General features: G+C 71.8%; 13 protein-coding genes and 1 tRNA gene. 9 read left to right on the top strand and 5 right to left on the bottom strand.

The window, feature by feature from the left end:
• Positions 1-109: 109 nt before the first annotated feature.
• On the top strand, positions 110-832 hold the full coding sequence (locus F1615_RS32605; RefSeq protein WP_149552684.1) for a vWA domain-containing protein: 723 nt from the start codon (positions 110-112) through the stop codon (positions 830-832).
• 32 nt (positions 833-864) lie between these two features.
• On the opposite strand, the gene F1615_RS32600 is transcribed toward F1615_RS32605, so the two are convergent.
• Positions 865-1,764 (bottom strand): hypothetical protein, encoded by a 900-nt coding sequence (locus F1615_RS32600; RefSeq protein WP_149552645.1) that lies wholly within the window; start codon positions 1,762-1,764, stop codon positions 865-867.
• 109 nt (positions 1,765-1,873) lie between these two features.
• Here F1615_RS32600 and F1615_RS32595 point away from each other — a divergent pair, with 109 nt between their 5' ends.
• The 5 genes from F1615_RS32595 (at position 1,874) to F1615_RS32575 (ending at position 8,411) form a co-directional block, all read left to right on the top strand.
• On the top strand, positions 1,874-2,251 hold the full coding sequence (locus F1615_RS32595) for a chorismate mutase (RefSeq protein ID WP_149552644.1): 378 nt from the start codon (positions 1,874-1,876) through the stop codon (positions 2,249-2,251).
• Between the two features lie 111 nt (positions 2,252-2,362).
• Complete coding sequence (locus F1615_RS32590) at positions 2,363-2,905, top strand: response regulator (RefSeq protein ID WP_149552643.1); 543 nt, start codon at positions 2,363-2,365, stop codon at positions 2,903-2,905.
• Positions 2,906-2,953: 48 nt separating this feature from the next.
• Positions 2,954-5,449, top strand: a complete 2,496-nt coding sequence (pepN, locus tag F1615_RS32585) for an aminopeptidase N (protein ID WP_149552642.1) — start codon at positions 2,954-2,956, stop codon at positions 5,447-5,449.
• Between the two features lie 167 nt (positions 5,450-5,616).
• Positions 5,617-6,987, top strand: coding sequence for a pyridoxal phosphate-dependent decarboxylase family protein (locus tag F1615_RS32580; protein ID WP_149552641.1), 1,371 nt, complete (start codon positions 5,617-5,619; stop codon positions 6,985-6,987).
• A complete protein-coding gene (locus F1615_RS32575) occupies positions 6,984-8,411 on the top strand; it encodes a lysine N(6)-hydroxylase/L-ornithine N(5)-oxygenase family protein (protein ID WP_149552640.1) in 1,428 nt (475 codons plus the stop codon). The genes F1615_RS32580 and F1615_RS32575 overlap by 4 nt, the downstream gene beginning before the upstream one ends.
• Positions 8,412-8,424: 13 nt before the next feature.
• Here the strand turns inward: F1615_RS32575 and F1615_RS32570 are convergent, their stop codons facing one another.
• The gene (locus tag F1615_RS32570; protein WP_149552639.1) at positions 8,425-10,230 is read right to left on the bottom strand and encodes a 5'-nucleotidase C-terminal domain-containing protein; all 1,806 of its coding nucleotides are present in this window, start codon (positions 10,228-10,230) and stop codon (positions 8,425-8,427) included.
• 151 nt (positions 10,231-10,381) lie between these two features.
• On the opposite strand from F1615_RS32570, the gene F1615_RS32565 reads away from it, so the two are divergent.
• On the top strand, positions 10,382-11,068 hold the full coding sequence (locus F1615_RS32565; protein ID WP_149552638.1) for an SIMPL domain-containing protein: 687 nt from the start codon (positions 10,382-10,384) through the stop codon (positions 11,066-11,068).
• Between the two features lie 127 nt (positions 11,069-11,195).
• A complete protein-coding gene (gene pyk, locus F1615_RS32560; RefSeq protein ID WP_149552637.1) occupies positions 11,196-12,632 on the top strand; it encodes a pyruvate kinase in 1,437 nt (478 codons plus the stop codon).
• A gap of 101 nt (positions 12,633-12,733) precedes the next feature.
• Here the strand turns inward: pyk and F1615_RS32555 are convergent.
• Positions 12,734-12,806 (bottom strand) — tRNA-Leu (locus tag F1615_RS32555).
• Between the two features lie 105 nt (positions 12,807-12,911).
• On the opposite strand from F1615_RS32555, the gene F1615_RS32550 reads away from it, so the two are divergent.
• Complete coding sequence (locus F1615_RS32550; protein WP_149552636.1) at positions 12,912-13,568, top strand: ANTAR domain-containing response regulator; 657 nt, start codon at positions 12,912-12,914, stop codon at positions 13,566-13,568.
• An 89-nt stretch (positions 13,569-13,657) separates the two neighbouring features.
• Here the strand turns inward: F1615_RS32550 and F1615_RS32545 are convergent, their stop codons facing one another.
• Positions 13,658-14,374: an ABC transporter ATP-binding protein gene (locus F1615_RS32545; protein ID WP_149552635.1), complete on the bottom strand. Its 717-nt coding sequence runs from the start codon at positions 14,372-14,374 to the stop codon at positions 13,658-13,660.
• Positions 14,371-15,279 (bottom strand): ABC transporter ATP-binding protein, encoded by a 909-nt coding sequence (locus tag F1615_RS32540; protein WP_149552634.1) that lies wholly within the window; start codon positions 15,277-15,279, stop codon positions 14,371-14,373. The genes F1615_RS32545 and F1615_RS32540 overlap by 4 nt, the downstream gene beginning before the upstream one ends.
• Between the last annotated feature and the right edge of the window lie 5 nt (positions 15,280-15,284).

Below are 15,284 nucleotides of genomic sequence, written 5' to 3'. Positions count from 1 at the left end.
AGCCGGTGGGGACGGCGGCGAACAAAATAGCGAACGCCGGTGGACGGAGCGGGAGGTGGGGTGAGGGTGCCGTACGCTCGGGGCTGGTTCCGTGACCGAGGGGGAGTCGATGGCCGCGATCAGTCTGCGCAAGATCGAGGAGACCGCGCCCGCGCTGGTCAGCCTCTACAAGACCGCCGGGGTCTCACTGGCCGAGCACGGCCTGGACGGCCTGCGCGCCGCGGTCTACCTGGTCGTCGACTACTCCGGCTCGATGAAGCCGTACTACAAGGACGGCAGCGTGCAGGCGCTCGCCGACCGCGTGCTGGGCCTGTCGGCCCACCTCGACGACGACGGCACGGTCCCCGTCGTCTTCTTCTCCACCGACGTCGACGCCGTCACCGGCATCACCCTGGCCGACCACCGGGGCCGCGTCGAACGGATCGTGGCCGGTCTCGGCCACATGGGCAGGACCAGCTACCACCTGGCGATGGACGCGGTCATCGACCACTACCTGGACAGCGGCTCCACCGACCCCGCCCTCGTCGTCTTCCAGACCGACGGCGGCCCGATCAACAAGCTCGCCGCCGAGCGGTACCTGTGCAAGGCCGCCCGCCTGCCCCTCTTCTGGCAGTTCATCGGCTTCGGCGACCCGCACAGCAAGCAGTTCGACTACCTCCGCAGACTCGACGAACTGGCCGTACCGGCCAAGCGCGTCGTGGACAACGCGGGCTTCTTCCACGCCGGTCAGGACCCGAGCCGGGTGTCGGACGCCGACCTGTACGACCGCCTGGTGGGCGAGTTCCCGGCATGGCTGGCGGCGGCGCGCGCGCAGGGCATCGTACGGCCCTGACGCCACGGGTGACGGCGCGTGCGAGGCGCCCGTCACGTGTCGCACTCCAGTACCGTCCGGCACAGCCCGCACCGTGCCCGTACCCGCCCCCTCACCGGAACGCGGATCCGCTGGTGGCAGGTCGGGCACGGGAACGACACCCGCAGCGGGCCGTGACCGTCCGCCGTGAAGCTGTACGGCACCTCCTGCCGCGCCCCGGCCCGGGCGGTGTGCTCCCGGGCGTGCCGCCGATCCCGCGCGTACCGCCGCCGGCCCGCCCAGCCGGCCGCGGTCAGCGGCGGCTGCTGCTCGTCGTGCCGGGCCAGCGTCATGCCCTTCCCGTACGCCGTGTACGCCTGCGCGCTGGTGAACCACACCGACGGGTCCTCCCCGAACAGCAGCGACCGCTTCGCCAGCACGTACCCGAACTCCTCCGGCGTGAGGTACCCCAGCTTCTGCGACGACGCCCCGTCCTCCCGGAACGCGTCCAGCAGCAGCCACCCCGCCCCGAGATACGTCGCCGCGGTGTCCGTCAGGATCTCGTTGTCCCGCGTCCCCGGGAACGACAGTCCCAGACGGTGCAGATACACGTGCGCAACCTCGTGCGCCAGCGCCGCCCCGATGTCCCGCCGGTGCGTACGGAACCGGTCGTTCAGCTCGACGAAGTACTCCGGCCCCGCCGCCAGCTCGACATTCGCCGCATGCGTCATCTCACGGAACCCGACGATCAGCCGCGCGTCCGGCAACCGGTAGTGCCGCACCATCTCGCGGGCCACCCGCTGCGCCCCCAGATGAAGATCGTCCGTGTCGCAGAACGCCACGTCGGCGGGCGCCACACTCACCGAGAACGTGCGGACCGTGTCGTACGACAGCCGCCTGTACAGCGCCGTGACCGCATCCCGCACCGTCTCCAGATGCGGGTAGCCGTGCTCCACCGGCCCGCCGTTCGCCACGTCGCACCCCCGCCACGCCGAGAACCCGGTTCCACTGTACGGGCCCGCCCCGGCCACCGCCCCGGCCACCGGGAACCGCGCCACCGCCCGCGTCGTAGGCTGACACCCCATGACCACCAGCAACGCCGCCACCGGTGACGTCGACCCCGCCGTCCGCGAGGAACTCACCCGGCTGCGCGACAGCATCGACAACATCGACGCGGCCGTCGTCCACATGCTCGCCGAACGCTTCAAGTGCACCCAGCAGGTCGGCCGCCTCAAGGCCGAGCACCGGCTGCCGCCCGCCGACCCGGGCCGCGAGGCCCGCCAGATCGCCCGGCTGCGCGCCCTCGCCGAGAACGCCAAACTCGACCCGGCCTTCGCGGAGAAGTTCCTCAACTTCATCATCGCCGAGGTGATCCGCCACCACGAACGCATCGCGGACGACTCCACGGGCGGCGTCACGCCCTCGGCGAACCGGACCACGACCTCCGCCGCCGGGGAGTGACACGGCGGCCCGCGCGAGGCATGCTGCGCTGTGCACTCCTTGTCAGCCGGCGAGCACCGCCCGTCAGCGTCCGGACAGCCGTCCGGTCCCTAACGAGGAGGGACGTGCGCCATGCCGCCCACCGCCCGGATCCTCATCGTCGACGACCACGAGGACACCCTGTACGCCCTGGAGAGCGCCCTGGCCCCGCTGGGTCATCTGCTGGGCCGGGCCACCAGTGGCGACGAGGCCCTCAAACAGCTGCTGCGCGGGAACGTGGGCCTGTTGCTGCTCGACGTCCACATGCCCGGCACCGGCGGCCTCGACGTCGTGCGCTACATGCGGCGCCTGGAGCAGACCCAGCACATCCCCGTCGTCCTGCTCACCGGCTTCGCCCGTGACCGGCAGCTCGGCGCCGCCGCCTACGCCCTCGGCGTCGCCGACCTCGTCACCAAGCCCGTGGACCCCTGGGCCCTGCGCACCAAGATCCGCCACCTCTACGACGCGCACCAGCGCCGGCTCGCCCTGGAGGCCGAGATCCGCGCCCTGCGCGCCCGGCTCGAGGAACGCACCGCCGTCCCCGGACATCCCGCCCTGCCCCACCCGCACGCGCACGTGGCGCCCGGACAGCCCGCGGGGGCGCAGTCCGGGGAGCTCGAACGAGACCGGACATAGGACGCGTACCCGATCCGCCCCTGTGCCCCGGCAACGGCATCAGGCAGCATGGCCTGCATGTCCGTACTGACGCGCGACGAAGCGCAGAACCGAGCACAGCTCCTCGACGTCCACCGCTACACGGTCGAGCTCGACCTGACCACCGGGGACGAGACGTTCGACTCCCGCACCCTGATCAGGTTCAGCGCCCGCACGGACGCGGACACCTTCGTCGAGATCAGGCCCGCCGAGCTGCGCTCCGTCACCCTCGACGGACAGCCGCTGGACCCCGGCACCCTGGACGGCAACCGGCTGACCCTGAAGGACCTCGCCGCCGGCGAACACGAACTGCGCATCGAGGCCGCCATGCGCTACTCCCGCACCGGCGAGGGCATGCACCGCTTCACCGACCCCACCGACGGCGAGACCTACGTCTACACCCAGCTGTTCATGGAGGACGTCCAGCGCGTCTTCGCCGCCTTCGACCAGCCCGACCTCAAGGCCGTCTTCGAGCTGACCGTCACCGCCCCCGAGGGCTGGACCGTCCTCGCCAACGGCATCACCGAACACACCGGCGACGGCGTGTGGCGGGCCGCGCCCACCCCGCTGATCTCCACCTACCTCGTCGCCGTGGCCGCCGGCCCCTGGCACTCCGTTCGCACCGAGCACCGCGGACTGCCCTTCGGCATCCACTGCCGCCGCTCGCTCGCCCCGTACCTCGACACGGACGCCGAGGAACTCCTCGACATCACCCGCGCCTGCTTCGACCGCTACCACGAGAAGTTCGAGGAGCCCTACCCCTTCGACTCCTACGACCAGGCCTTCGTCCCCGAGTTCAACGCGGGCGCCATGGAGAACCCCGGGCTGGTCACCTTCCGCGACGAGTTCGTCTACCGTTCCGCGGTCACCGACACCGAACGCCAGACGCGCGCCATGGTCGTCGCCCACGAGATGGCCCACATGTGGTTCGGCGACCTCGTCACCCTGAAGTGGTGGGACGACATCTGGCTCAACGAGTCCTTCGCCGAGTACATGGGCTACCAGACCCTCACCGAGGCCACGCGCTTCACCGACACCTGGACCGACTTCGGCGTCGTCCGCAAGGCCTGGGGCTACGACGCCGACCAGCGCCCCTCCACCCACCCCGTCGCCCCGGAGCACGTGCCGGACACCGCCTCCGCCCTGCTCAACTTCGACGGCATCTCCTACGCCAAGGGCGCCTCCGCCCTGCGTCAGCTCGTCGCCTGGCTCGGCGAGAAGGACTTCCTCGCCGGCATCAACACCCACTTCGCCCGGCACCGGTTCGCCAACGCGACCCTCGCCGACTTCATCGACTCCCTCGCCGCCGCCACCGAACGCGACGTGCACGCCTGGGCCGACGCCTGGCTGCGCACCACCGGCGTCGACACCCTCACCGCGTCCGTCGACTCCCGCCCCGGGCAGTGGACCCTCGCCCTCGACCGCGACGGCGGCCGCCCCCACCGCGTCACCGTCGGCGTGTACGACCGTGACCTCAGCGACGGCCGCACCCTTCTGCTGCGGGAACGCTACGAGACCGACGTCCCCCGGGACATCGCCCCCGAACCGCGGCCCGGGACCCGTCCCGCCCTGGTCGTCCCCAACGACCTGGACCTGACCTACGCCAAGATCCGCCTCGACGACACCTCCCTGGAGACCGTCCTGCGCGGCCTGTCCGGCATCCCCGACGCGCTCACCCGCGCCGTCGTGTGGAACGCGCTGCGCGACATGGTCCGCGACGGCGAACTCGGCCCCGAGGACTACCTGGCGACCGCCGCCGCCCACCTGCCCGAGGAGACCGACCTCGCCCTCGTCCAGGGCGTCCTCGCCTTCGCCTCCGTCCACCTCGCCGACCGCTACCTCGCCCCCGGCCGGCGGCCCGCCGCGCTCGCCACCCTCACCACCCTGTGCCGCGGCATCGTCCGCCGCACCGAGGACGGCGACAACCCCGGTCTGCGCCTCATCGCCGTACGCCAGTTCATCGACGCCGCCGCCCACCCCGACACCATCGCCGCCTGGCTCGCCGACGGCACCGTCCCCGGCGGCCCCGAACTCGACCCCGAACTGCGCTGGCGCGTCCTCGCCCGGCTCGCCGTACTCGGCGCCGTCGACGAGGGGGCCATCGCCGAGGAACTGCGCCGCGACCCCAGCGCCACCGGCCGGGAAGGCGCCGCCCGCTGCCGCGCCGCCCTGCCCGGCGAGGAGGCCAAGGCCCGCGCCTGGGACGCCATGTTCGGCTCCGACGACCTGTCCAACTACCTGTTCACCGCCACCGCCCAGGGTTTCTGGCAGCCCGAACAGGCCGACCTCGTACGCCCCTACGTGGCCCGGTACTACAAGGACGCCGTCGCCCTCGCCGCCCGCCGCGGCCCCGCCATCGCCGAGGCCGTGGGCCGCTGGGCGTTCCCCGCCCACGCCGTCGACGCCGAGCACCTCAAGCTCGGCGAGAAGTGCCTGCGCAAGGCCGATCCGACCCCCGCCCTGCGCCGCAGGCTCGTCGACCAACTCGACGACCTGGCCCGCGCACTGCGGGTGCAGCAGGCCTGACCCGGCTGCTCGCGGGGGCGTCGCCGACCCGTTCGGCGGCGCCCCCGCACGTATTTCACCAACCGGGACGTACCCCCTTTCGGGTCGCATTCCCGGGCTTTCCGGGCCGCGGTGCCCCCTGCGCGTACACGCTGGAGACCTCCCGCGCACCGCCCCGGAGGACCGCCATGAGCACGCCGCCACCCCTTGCCTCGGGCCCTGAAGGCCCGTACCACCTGAGGCCGTTGCTGGACACCGTCCTCGACGCCCTGCACACCGGCGGCCGGGCCCGTGGCGGCCCCCTGCCCGCCGGGGGACCCGGCGCCGTCACCGCGGCGGTCCGGGACGCGGTCGGCGACGTCCTGCCCGACCAGGGCGACCCCGACGCCCTGCGCACCCTCGTCCACGTCTTCGCCGAAGGCGCCGCCGACCCCGCCCACCCCCTCTGCGCCGCGCACCTGCACTGCCCGCCCCTCGCCGTCGCGGCCGCCGCCGACCTCGCCGCCAGTGCCCTCAACCCCTCCCTCGACTCCTGGGACCAGGCCCCGGCCGCCTCCGCCCTGGAAGCCCTCGTCACCCGGGCCCTCGCCCACGAGGCCGGCCACACCGACAGCGTCGTCACCAGCGGCGGCACCGAGTCCAACCAGCTCGCCCTGCTCCTCGCCCGCGAAGCGCTCGGCGGCACCGTACGGCTCGTCCACGGCGCCGGCGCCCACCACTCGCTGCCCCGCGCCGCCTGGCTCCTCGGCCTGCCCGACCCCGTCGAGATCCCCGCCCCCACCGGCACCCTCGACCCGGCCGCCCTCGACGACGCCCTCACCCGCCTGCCCGGCCCCCACCTGGTCGCCGCCACCGCCGGCACCACCGACGCCGGCCTCATCGACCCCCTCCCCGAGATCGCCGCCCGCTGCGCCGCCCACGGCGCCCGCCTCCACGTCGACGCGGCCTACGGCGGACCCCTCCTCTTCAGCGACCTCCACCGGCCCGGACTCACCGGACTCGAAGCCGCCCACACCATCACCCTCGACCTGCACAAACTCGGCTGGCAGCCCGTCCCCGCCGGCCTCCTCACGGTCCGCGACGCGCAGGACCTCACCGTCCTGCGCCACCGGGCCGACTACCTCAACGCCGACGACGACACCGAGGCCGGATTCCCCGACCTCCTCGGCCGGTCCCTGCGCACCACCCGGCGCCCCGACGTCCTCAAACTCGCCGTCACGCTCAGAACCCTCGGCCGCGCGGGCCTCGGCGCCCTGGTCGACCGGGTCTGCGCCCACGCCCAGGAGTTCGCCCGCCTCGTCCAGGACGACCCCCGCCTCGAACTCCACGACCGGCCCGTCATCAGCACCGTCCTCTTCCGGCCCGCCCACGCCACCGACACCGACGTCGCGGCGCTGCGCCGGCACCTCCTCACCACCGGCCGCGCCGTGCTCGGCCGCGCCCGCGCCGACGGCCGGCTCTGGCTCAAGGCCACCCTCCTCAACCCCACCGCCCGGCCCGAGGACCTGGCGGGCCTCCTCACCCTCGTCCACCAGGCCCACGCGGAAGGACCCCGATGACTGGCCCCGCACCCCACGACGCCCCCCACGACCTCGTCGGCATCGGCATCGGCCCCTTCAACCTCTCCCTGGCCGCCCTCGCCCAGCCCCTCCCCGCGCTCCGCACCGCCTTCTACGACCGGCGCCCCGGCTTCACCTGGCACCCCGGCCTGCTCCTCGACGACGCCACCGTCCAGGTCCCCTTCCTCGCCGACCTCGTCACCCTCGCCGACCCCACCAGCCCCTGGACCTTCCTGAACCACCTCAGATCCCGCGAGCGCCTCTACCCCTTCTACTTCGCCGAGCACTTCCACATCCGCCGCACCGAGTACGACGCCTACTGCCGCTGGGTCGCGGCCCACCTCCCCGCGCTCCGCTTCGGCCACCACGTCGACACCGTCCGCTGGAACCCCGAACGCGCCCTCTTCGAGGCCGACGTCACCCGGCTCGGCCCCGACGGCCCAGCCGGGTCCGCCGACCGCGTCCACGCACGCAACATCGTCCTCGGCATCGGCACCGAACCCTGGACGCCCGAAGCTTTCCGCCCCCTCGCCGGCACCCCCGGGCTCCCCGTCGTCCACGCCGACGACTACCTCACCCACCGCGACACCCTCCTCGCAGCGGGCCACATCACCGTCGTCGGCACCGGACAGTCCGGCGCGGAGATCTACCTCGACCTGCTGCGCCGCCGGCCCGCCGGCCGGGAACGGCTCCACTGGATCGGCCGCACCGAGGCCTTCGCCCCCATGGAGTACTCCAAACTCGGCCTCGAACACTTCACCCCCGACCACACCCGCTACTTCCACGCCCTCCCCGAACCCGTCCGCGACCGCCTCGTGCCCGCACAGTGGCAGCTCCACAAGGGCATCGACGCCGCCACCCTCGCGGCCATCCACGACGAGCTCTACCGGCGCTCCCTCCACGGCGGCTGGCCCGACACCGTCCTCACCCCCGCCGTCCACGTCCGCGCCGCACGCCGCACCGGCCCCACCGGCGGCCCGAGGATCGAGCTCCACCTCGAGCACACCCGGCAGCGCACGCGCGCCACCCTCACCACCGACGCCGTCGTCCTCGCCACCGGCCATCGGGCACGCCCCCTGGACCGGCTCCTCGCCCCCCTGGAACCCCACCTGCGCCGCGACCGCGCCGGGCGGCCCCGGGTCGACGCGCACTTCCGCCTCGGCCTCGACCGCTCCGTCACCGGCAGCGTCTACGTCCAGAACGCCGAACTGCACACCCACGGCGTCGGAACACCCGACCTGGGACTCGCCGCCTGGCGCAGCGCCACGATCCTCAACCACCTCACCGGCCGCCGGACCTACCCGCTCCCCACCCGGACCGCCTTCACCACCTTCGGCCTCCACCCCCCGACGCCGGAGGTCCCGCCCGCCCGGCGAACCACACGGCTCACCCCACTGGCGGACGGGACCCCGAGTCGTCCGTAGCGGCGGACGACGGTCAGAACACCGGCGTACCGTCCCGCGTCAGCCTCCAGTCCACCGACGCGAAGTCCTCCGGGTCCAGCACGCCCCTCGCCGTCACCCATTCCGCGATCCGCGTCCGGATCTCCGTCGACTCCGACCACAGCTCCCGCGCCGACGCCACGTGCGGGAACGCGCCGCCGCCGTTCGCCCGGTAGTTGTTGACCGCGAACACGAACCGCTGTGCGTCGTCCAGGGGGGCGCCGTCGTAGGTGACGTTCCTGATCCGCGACCCGGCGGGCTGCGCGATGTCGATGTCGTAGCGCAGCCCCGACACGTAGTCGTAGTTGTAGTCGGGGCGGCCGTTCGCGTTCGTCAGCCTGCCGACGTCCACCGGCTCACCGGCCGCCGTCCGGGTGAAGTACTCCGCCGAGTACTCCAGGTACGCCCGGACCTGCGCCCCCGTCATCAGCTTGGCCACCAGCGTGTTGTCGTACACGTACAGGCCCGACAGATCCCGGATCGTCACCTCGCCCGCCGGGATCCTGGACGTCCGCGAGAACGGCGACGCCTGGGACAGCACCAGCAGCGACGCGTACTCCGTCCCGGCGAGCGCCGCCCGGACCACGTCCTCCTGCACCTTGCTGATCAGGTCGATGACCGGCACGTCCTTGTACCGCGCCTCCACCGTCGTCAGCGCCCGGGTCGCCGTCCCCACCACCTGGTTGACGTACGCCACGACCCGCGCGTGCTCGTCGCCCAGCAGGCGGGTGATCCCCGGGTCGTCCGCCACGGACGCCGCGTCCCGCAGCGACGCCCTCACCGACTCCACCCGCCAGCGGCCCCGCTCGAGGACCAGCTCGAAGTCGAACAGCGACAGCCGCTCCGCGTAGCACAGCGGCTCCGACAGCACGACGTCCCTGCCGGTCTCCTCGTTGGTGACCCGCAGCTCCGGGATCTCCACGTGCGCGTGCCCGACCAGGATCGCGTCGATCCCCGGCACCTGCCGCGCCACGTTCGCCGCCGCGTTCTCCACGTACGGCAACTGGTCACCGTACGACGACGTCCCCGACGACCCCGAGTGCGCCGAGACCACCACCACGTCCGCACCCATCGACCGGAGCTTCGGCACCCACTTCGCCGCCTGCTCCTCCAGGCCCGGGAAGGTCAGCTTCCCCTGCACGTACGCCTTGTCCCAGATCGCGATGCCGGGGTTGGTCAGCCCCAGCACCGCCACCTTCACCGGGGGAGCGCCCTTCACGCGGAACGTCTTCATGAAGTACGGAGGGAAGGCGGGCTTCAGCGTCTTCGCGTCCAGCGCGTTCGCGCCCAGCAGCGGGAAGTCGCACTGCTCCTCGAACTTCCGCAGCGTCTCGATGCCGTAGTTGAACTCGTGGTTGCCGAGTGCCACCGCGTCGTACCCGATGGCGTTCATCGCCTGCGCCATCGGATGCACCGGACCGCCCTCGGCGGTGATCGGGTCGACCTTGGCGTAGTAGTACGTCAGCGGCGTGCCCTGGATGGTGTCACCCGCGTCCAGCAGCAGCGTGTTGCGCCGGCCCTTCTCCGCGCGGACCTGGTCCACCAGGGTCGACACCCGCGCCAGGCCCTGTGCGTTGCCGGCCGCGTCGGCGTACTCGGCGTCCTTGAAGTAGTCCCAGTTGAAGACGTGCCCGTGCAGATCGGTCGTCCCCATCACGGTCAGCGCGTACCGCTTCACCGGCTTCCTCCCCCGTCCCGCCCCGGCTGCCTCGGCCGCGGGGACCGCCGTCGTACCCGCCAGCGCCACCCCCGCCCCCGTCACAGCGGACCTCTTCAGAAACTTGCGACGGTTCAACGGCATGTCAGGCTCTCCTCGTACCACGACGAACAACGCGCGTAGATTCGCCCGACGATTCTGACCTGAGCACGTCGACCGGAACAGCCCTCACAGGTTGCGATCCGGTGTCCGGGACCCGTCCCGCATCCCCGCGACCGGTGACACAGTGGGACGTATGGCGACCCCTCACCCCTACGGCACGCCCGACGCCCCCCACCTCACCGTCCGCGGCGTGGCCCACCTCGAAGCCGCCCCCGACCTCGCCCACATCACGGTCACCCTCACCGCTCGCGGCCGCGACCGGCGCGCCACCCTCGACGACCTCACCCGCCGCAACACCACCGCCCTCGACCTGATCAAGTCCTGCGGCGACGCCGTCGAGCAGCTCGAGACCGGCGCCCTCACCCTCGTCCCCGAACTCACCGCGCACGGCCGCGGCGAACGCGTCCGCGCCCACCACGGCACCGTGCGCCTCACCGCCGGGCTCAGCGACTTCACGGCCCTCGGCGAACTCACCGCCCGCCTCGCCGACCTCGACCTCACCCGTGTCGACGGCCCCTGGTGGAGCCTGCGTCCCGACTCCCCGGCGCACCGCCGGGCCCGCCGGGAGGCGGTCGACGACGCCGTCCGGCGCGCCCGTGAGTACGCCGGGGCGCTCGGCACCACCCTCGCCGCCCTCGTCGAACTCACCGACACGGGGACCGGACACCCCGAACCCCTCACCCGGATGCGGGCCACCGCCTTCGCCGGGCCCCCGGAGGACGGCACGCCCCCGCCACTCGACCTCGAACCCCAGCGGCAGCATCTGCACGCCGAGGTCGACGCCCGCTTCACCCTGGTGCCGCCCCGGCTCCAGGACTGACGCCCCAGTGCTCATCGGAGCGGCCCGGCGCACACTTCAACACTTGTCAATAACCCTTCAGCCGCGCGCCGTTGAGTCGTCACCGGCAACCAAATCGCTACCGGCCGGTAAGGCCTAGGCTCGAACCATGCGCCGAGCGAAGATCGTCTGCACACTGGGCCCCGCCACCGACTCGTACGACCAGATCAAGGCGCTGGTCGACGCCGGAATGGACGTGGCCCGATTCAACCTCAGCCACGGTGGTCACGCCGAGCACGAGGAGCGCTACCAGCGCGTACGCAAGGCCGCCGACGAGACCGGCCGCAGTGTCGGCCTCCTCGCCGACCTTCAAGGCCCGAAAATCCGGCTCGGCCGCTTCACCGAAGGCCCCGTACTCCTCGAACGCGGCGACAGCTTCACCATCACCGTGGAAGAAGGCGCCGAGGGCGACCGCCACACCTGCGGCACCACCTACGCCGGCCTCGCCACCGACGTCACCACCGGCGAGCGCATCCTCGTCGACGACGGCCGGGTCACCCTCGAGGTCACCGCCGTGGACGGCCCCCGCGTCCGCACCACCGTCATCGAGGGCGGCGTGGTCTCCGACCACAAGGGCCTCAACCTCCCCGGCGTCGCCGTCTCCGTCCCCGCGCTCTCCAAGAAGGACGAGGACGACCTCCGCTGGGCCCTGCGCACCGGCTTCGACGTCATCGCCCTCTCCTTCGTCCGCAGCGGGCGCGACATCAGGGACGTGCACCGCATCATGGACGAGGAGGGCCGCCGCCTCCCCGTCATCGCCAAGGTCGAGAAGCCCCAGGCGGTCGACAGCATCGACGACATCGTCGCCGCCTTCGACGGCATCATGGTCGCCCGCGGCGACCTCGGCGTCGAGATGCCCCTCGAACAGGTGCCCATCGTCCAGAAGCGCGCGATCAAGCTCGCCAGGCGGAACGCCAAACCCGTCATCGTCGCCACCCAGATGCTCGACTCGATGATCGACAACGCGCGACCCACCCGCGCCGAGGCGTCCGACGTCGCCAACGCCGTCATCGACGGCACCGACGCGGTCATGCTCTCCGGCGAGACCAGCGTCGGCAAGCACGCCGTCGACACGGTCCGCACCATGGCGCGCATCGTGGAGGCGGCCGAGGAGGACATCCTCGCCAAGGGCCTCCCGCCCCTGACGGAACGCAACAAGCCCCGCACCCAGGGCGGCGCGGTCGCCCGCGCGGCGGCCGAGATGGGCGACTTCCTCGGCGCCCGGTTCCTGGTCGCCTTCACCCAGTCGGGCGACACCGCCCGCCGCCTGTCCCGCTACCGCTCCCCGATCCCCGTCCTCGCCTTCACCCCCGACCCGGCCACCCGCTCCCAACTGAGCCTCACCTGGGGCGTGGAGACCTTCCTCGGCCCCCACGTGAACACCACGGACGCGATGGTGGACCAGGTCGACGAGCTGCTCCTGGAGTACGCCCGCTGCCGGAAGGGCGACACGGTGGTGATCACCGCCGGCTCGCCCCCGGGAGTCCCCGGCTCGACGAATCTCGTCCGGGTCCACCACATCGGCGAGGACGACCGCCCACGGTGACGGCCGGAGCGCGAGCACGTCCGCCGCGCGACAAAGAGCGGATGTTCACCGAAAAGGGGGACATCCGCTCTCAAATGGTGACCTTGGATACAGAGGAAAAGTACCCCGGGTCGGATTCGAACCGACGCTGGATGGTGTTTGAGACCATTGCCTCTACCGCTGGGCTACCGGGGCGCCCTGCAAAACGAAGGTCGACGGTCACCCGCCGTGCCCCCACCCTACCGCAGCTGGGTACGCTCTTGTCAGCAGTACCGGTCTGCCCCGCACCAAGGAGCCCACGTGAGCGCCCCCGAGTCGCCCCAGCCTGTAGACGCGCCCGACGACGACAAGTCGCACGTGCCTCCGATGACGACGCGCGTCGTGATCGCCGAGGACGAGGCCCTGATCCGGCTCGATCTCAAAGAGATGCTGGAGGAGGAGGGCTACTCCGTCGTCGGTGAGGCGGGGGACGGCGAGCAGGCCATCGAACTGGCCCGGGAGCACCGGCCCGACCTGGTGATCCTCGATGTGAAGATGCCCAAGCTGGACGGTATCTCCGCGGCGGAGAAGATCGCCGAGGAGAGCATCGCCCCGGTGCTGATGCTGACCGCGTTCTCCCAGCGTGACCTGGTGGAGCGGGCGCGGGACGCGGGCGCGATGGCGTACTTGGTGAAGCCGTTCAGCAAGAGCGACGTCGTGCCGGCGATCGAGATGGCGGTGTCGCGGTTCACGGAGCTCAAGGAGCTGGAGCGCGAGGTCGCGGACCTGAGTCTGCGGCTGGAGACGCGCAAGCTGGTGGACCGGGCGAAGTCGGTGCTGCAGACCCAGTACGGACTGACGGAGCCGGCGGCGTTCCGGTGGATCCAGAAGACCTCGATGGACCGGCGGATGTCGATGCAGCAGGTGGCGCAGGCGGTCATCGACGACGCCGAGGAGAAGAAGGCGTCGAAGGGCTAGGACCTTTCACAACAGGCCCCAGGCCCCGACGGGCAGGCGAGAGGCCCGCGTTCCCCGCTCGGCGGGGGACGCGGGCCTCGTCGTGTGCCTCAGTCCTCGCCGAGGTAGGCCTTGCGGACCGACTCGTCGTGCAGGAGGTCCTGCCCGCTGCCGGAGAGGACGATGTTGCCGACCTCCATGACGTGGCCGTGGTCGGCCAGGGAGAGGGCGGCCTGGGCGTTCTGCTCGACGAGCAGGATGGTGGTGCCCTGGGACTTCAGCTCGGCGATGGTCGCCATGATCTTCTGCATCATGATCGGCGAGAGGCCCATGGAGGGTTCGTCGAGCATCAGCAGCTGGGGCTGGGACATGAGGGCCCTGCCCATGGCGAGCATCTGCTGCTCTCCGCCGGAGAGGGTTCCGGCGGCCTGCTTGCGGCGTTCCCCGAGGATGGGGAAGAGGTCGTAGGCGCGCTGGATGTCCTTCTCGATGCCCGCCTTGTCGTTACGGAGGAAGGCGCCGAGGCGGAGGTTGTCCTCGATGGTCATGCGCGGGAAGATGTGCCGCCCCTCGGGGGAGTGGGCGAGACCCTGCGAGACGATCTCGTGGGCGGGGACCTTCTTGAGGGACTTCCCGTTGAACTTGATCTGGCCCCCGGCCGGCTTGAGGAGGCCGGAGAGGGTGCGCAGGGTGGTGGTCTTGCCGGCGCCGTTGGTGCCGATGAGGGTGACCACTTCGCCGGCGTCGACCTTGAACGAGATGCCCTTGACGGCTTCGATCTTGCCGTAGGCGACCCGGAGGTCTTCGACTTCGAGGAGTGCGGTCATCGGTCGTTCTCCTTGCCGGGCGCTGCGTCCGTGGTGGCCTCGGCCGCGGCTTCGGCGGCTTCGACCTCGGCCGCTTCCTCGGCGCCGGGGTCGTTCGCGAGGGGTTCTCCGAGGTAGGCGGCGATGACCCGTTCGTCGCGCTGGACGGTGGCCGCGTCGCCCTCGATGAGCTTCTTGCCCTGCACGAGCACGGCGACGCGGTCGCAGAGGTTCATGATGAACCGCATGTCGTGCTCGATGACGAGCACGGCGATGCCCCTGTCCCGGATGGCGAAGATGAGTTCCTCCGCGGCCCGGGTCTCCTGCGGGTTCATGCCGGCGGTGGGCTCGTCCAGCAGGAGGAGGCCCGGTTCGCTGGCGAGCGCGCGGGCGATCTCGAGCTTGCGCTGCTCGCCGTAGGGGAGGTTGCGGGCGAGGTGGTCGGCCTTGGCGGCGAGCCCCACGAACTCGAGGAGCTCCATGGCGCGTGCGCGGGAGGCGGCTTCGGCCTTGTGGAAGCCGGGGCCGCGGAGCAGCGCCGACCAGAGGCCTTCCCTCGTCCTGGTGTGCCGGCCGACGAGGACGTTCTCGAGGACCGTCATGTTGGCGAACAGGCGGATGTTCTGGAAGGTACGGGCGATGCCGGCGGCGGTGACCTTGAAGGACTTGGGCGGCAGCACCTGGTTCTTGTAGCGGACCTCGCCCTCGGTGGGGATGTAGAGGCCCGTGAGGCAGTTGAAGAACGTGGTCTTGCCGGCGCCGTTGGGGCCGATCAGGCCGACGATCTCGCCGCTGTTGACCGTGAGGTCGACGTCGCTGACGGCGGTGAGGCCGCCGAAGCGCATCGTGACGCCGCGGGCGTCGAGGACGGTCTCGCCGGGGGTGGCGCCGGAGGCGGCGCTCTTGGTCGTGGTGTCGGTGGTCATGGTGG

The sequence above is a fragment of the Streptomyces marokkonensis genome (genome assembly GCF_008312835.1).
In the GTDB taxonomy this organism is placed as follows: Bacteria; Actinomycetota; Actinomycetes; order Streptomycetales; family Streptomycetaceae; genus Streptomyces; species Streptomyces marokkonensis_A.
The sequence above is the reverse complement of the archived record's forward strand: the minus strand, read 5'-3'. Positions and strand labels throughout refer to the sequence as shown.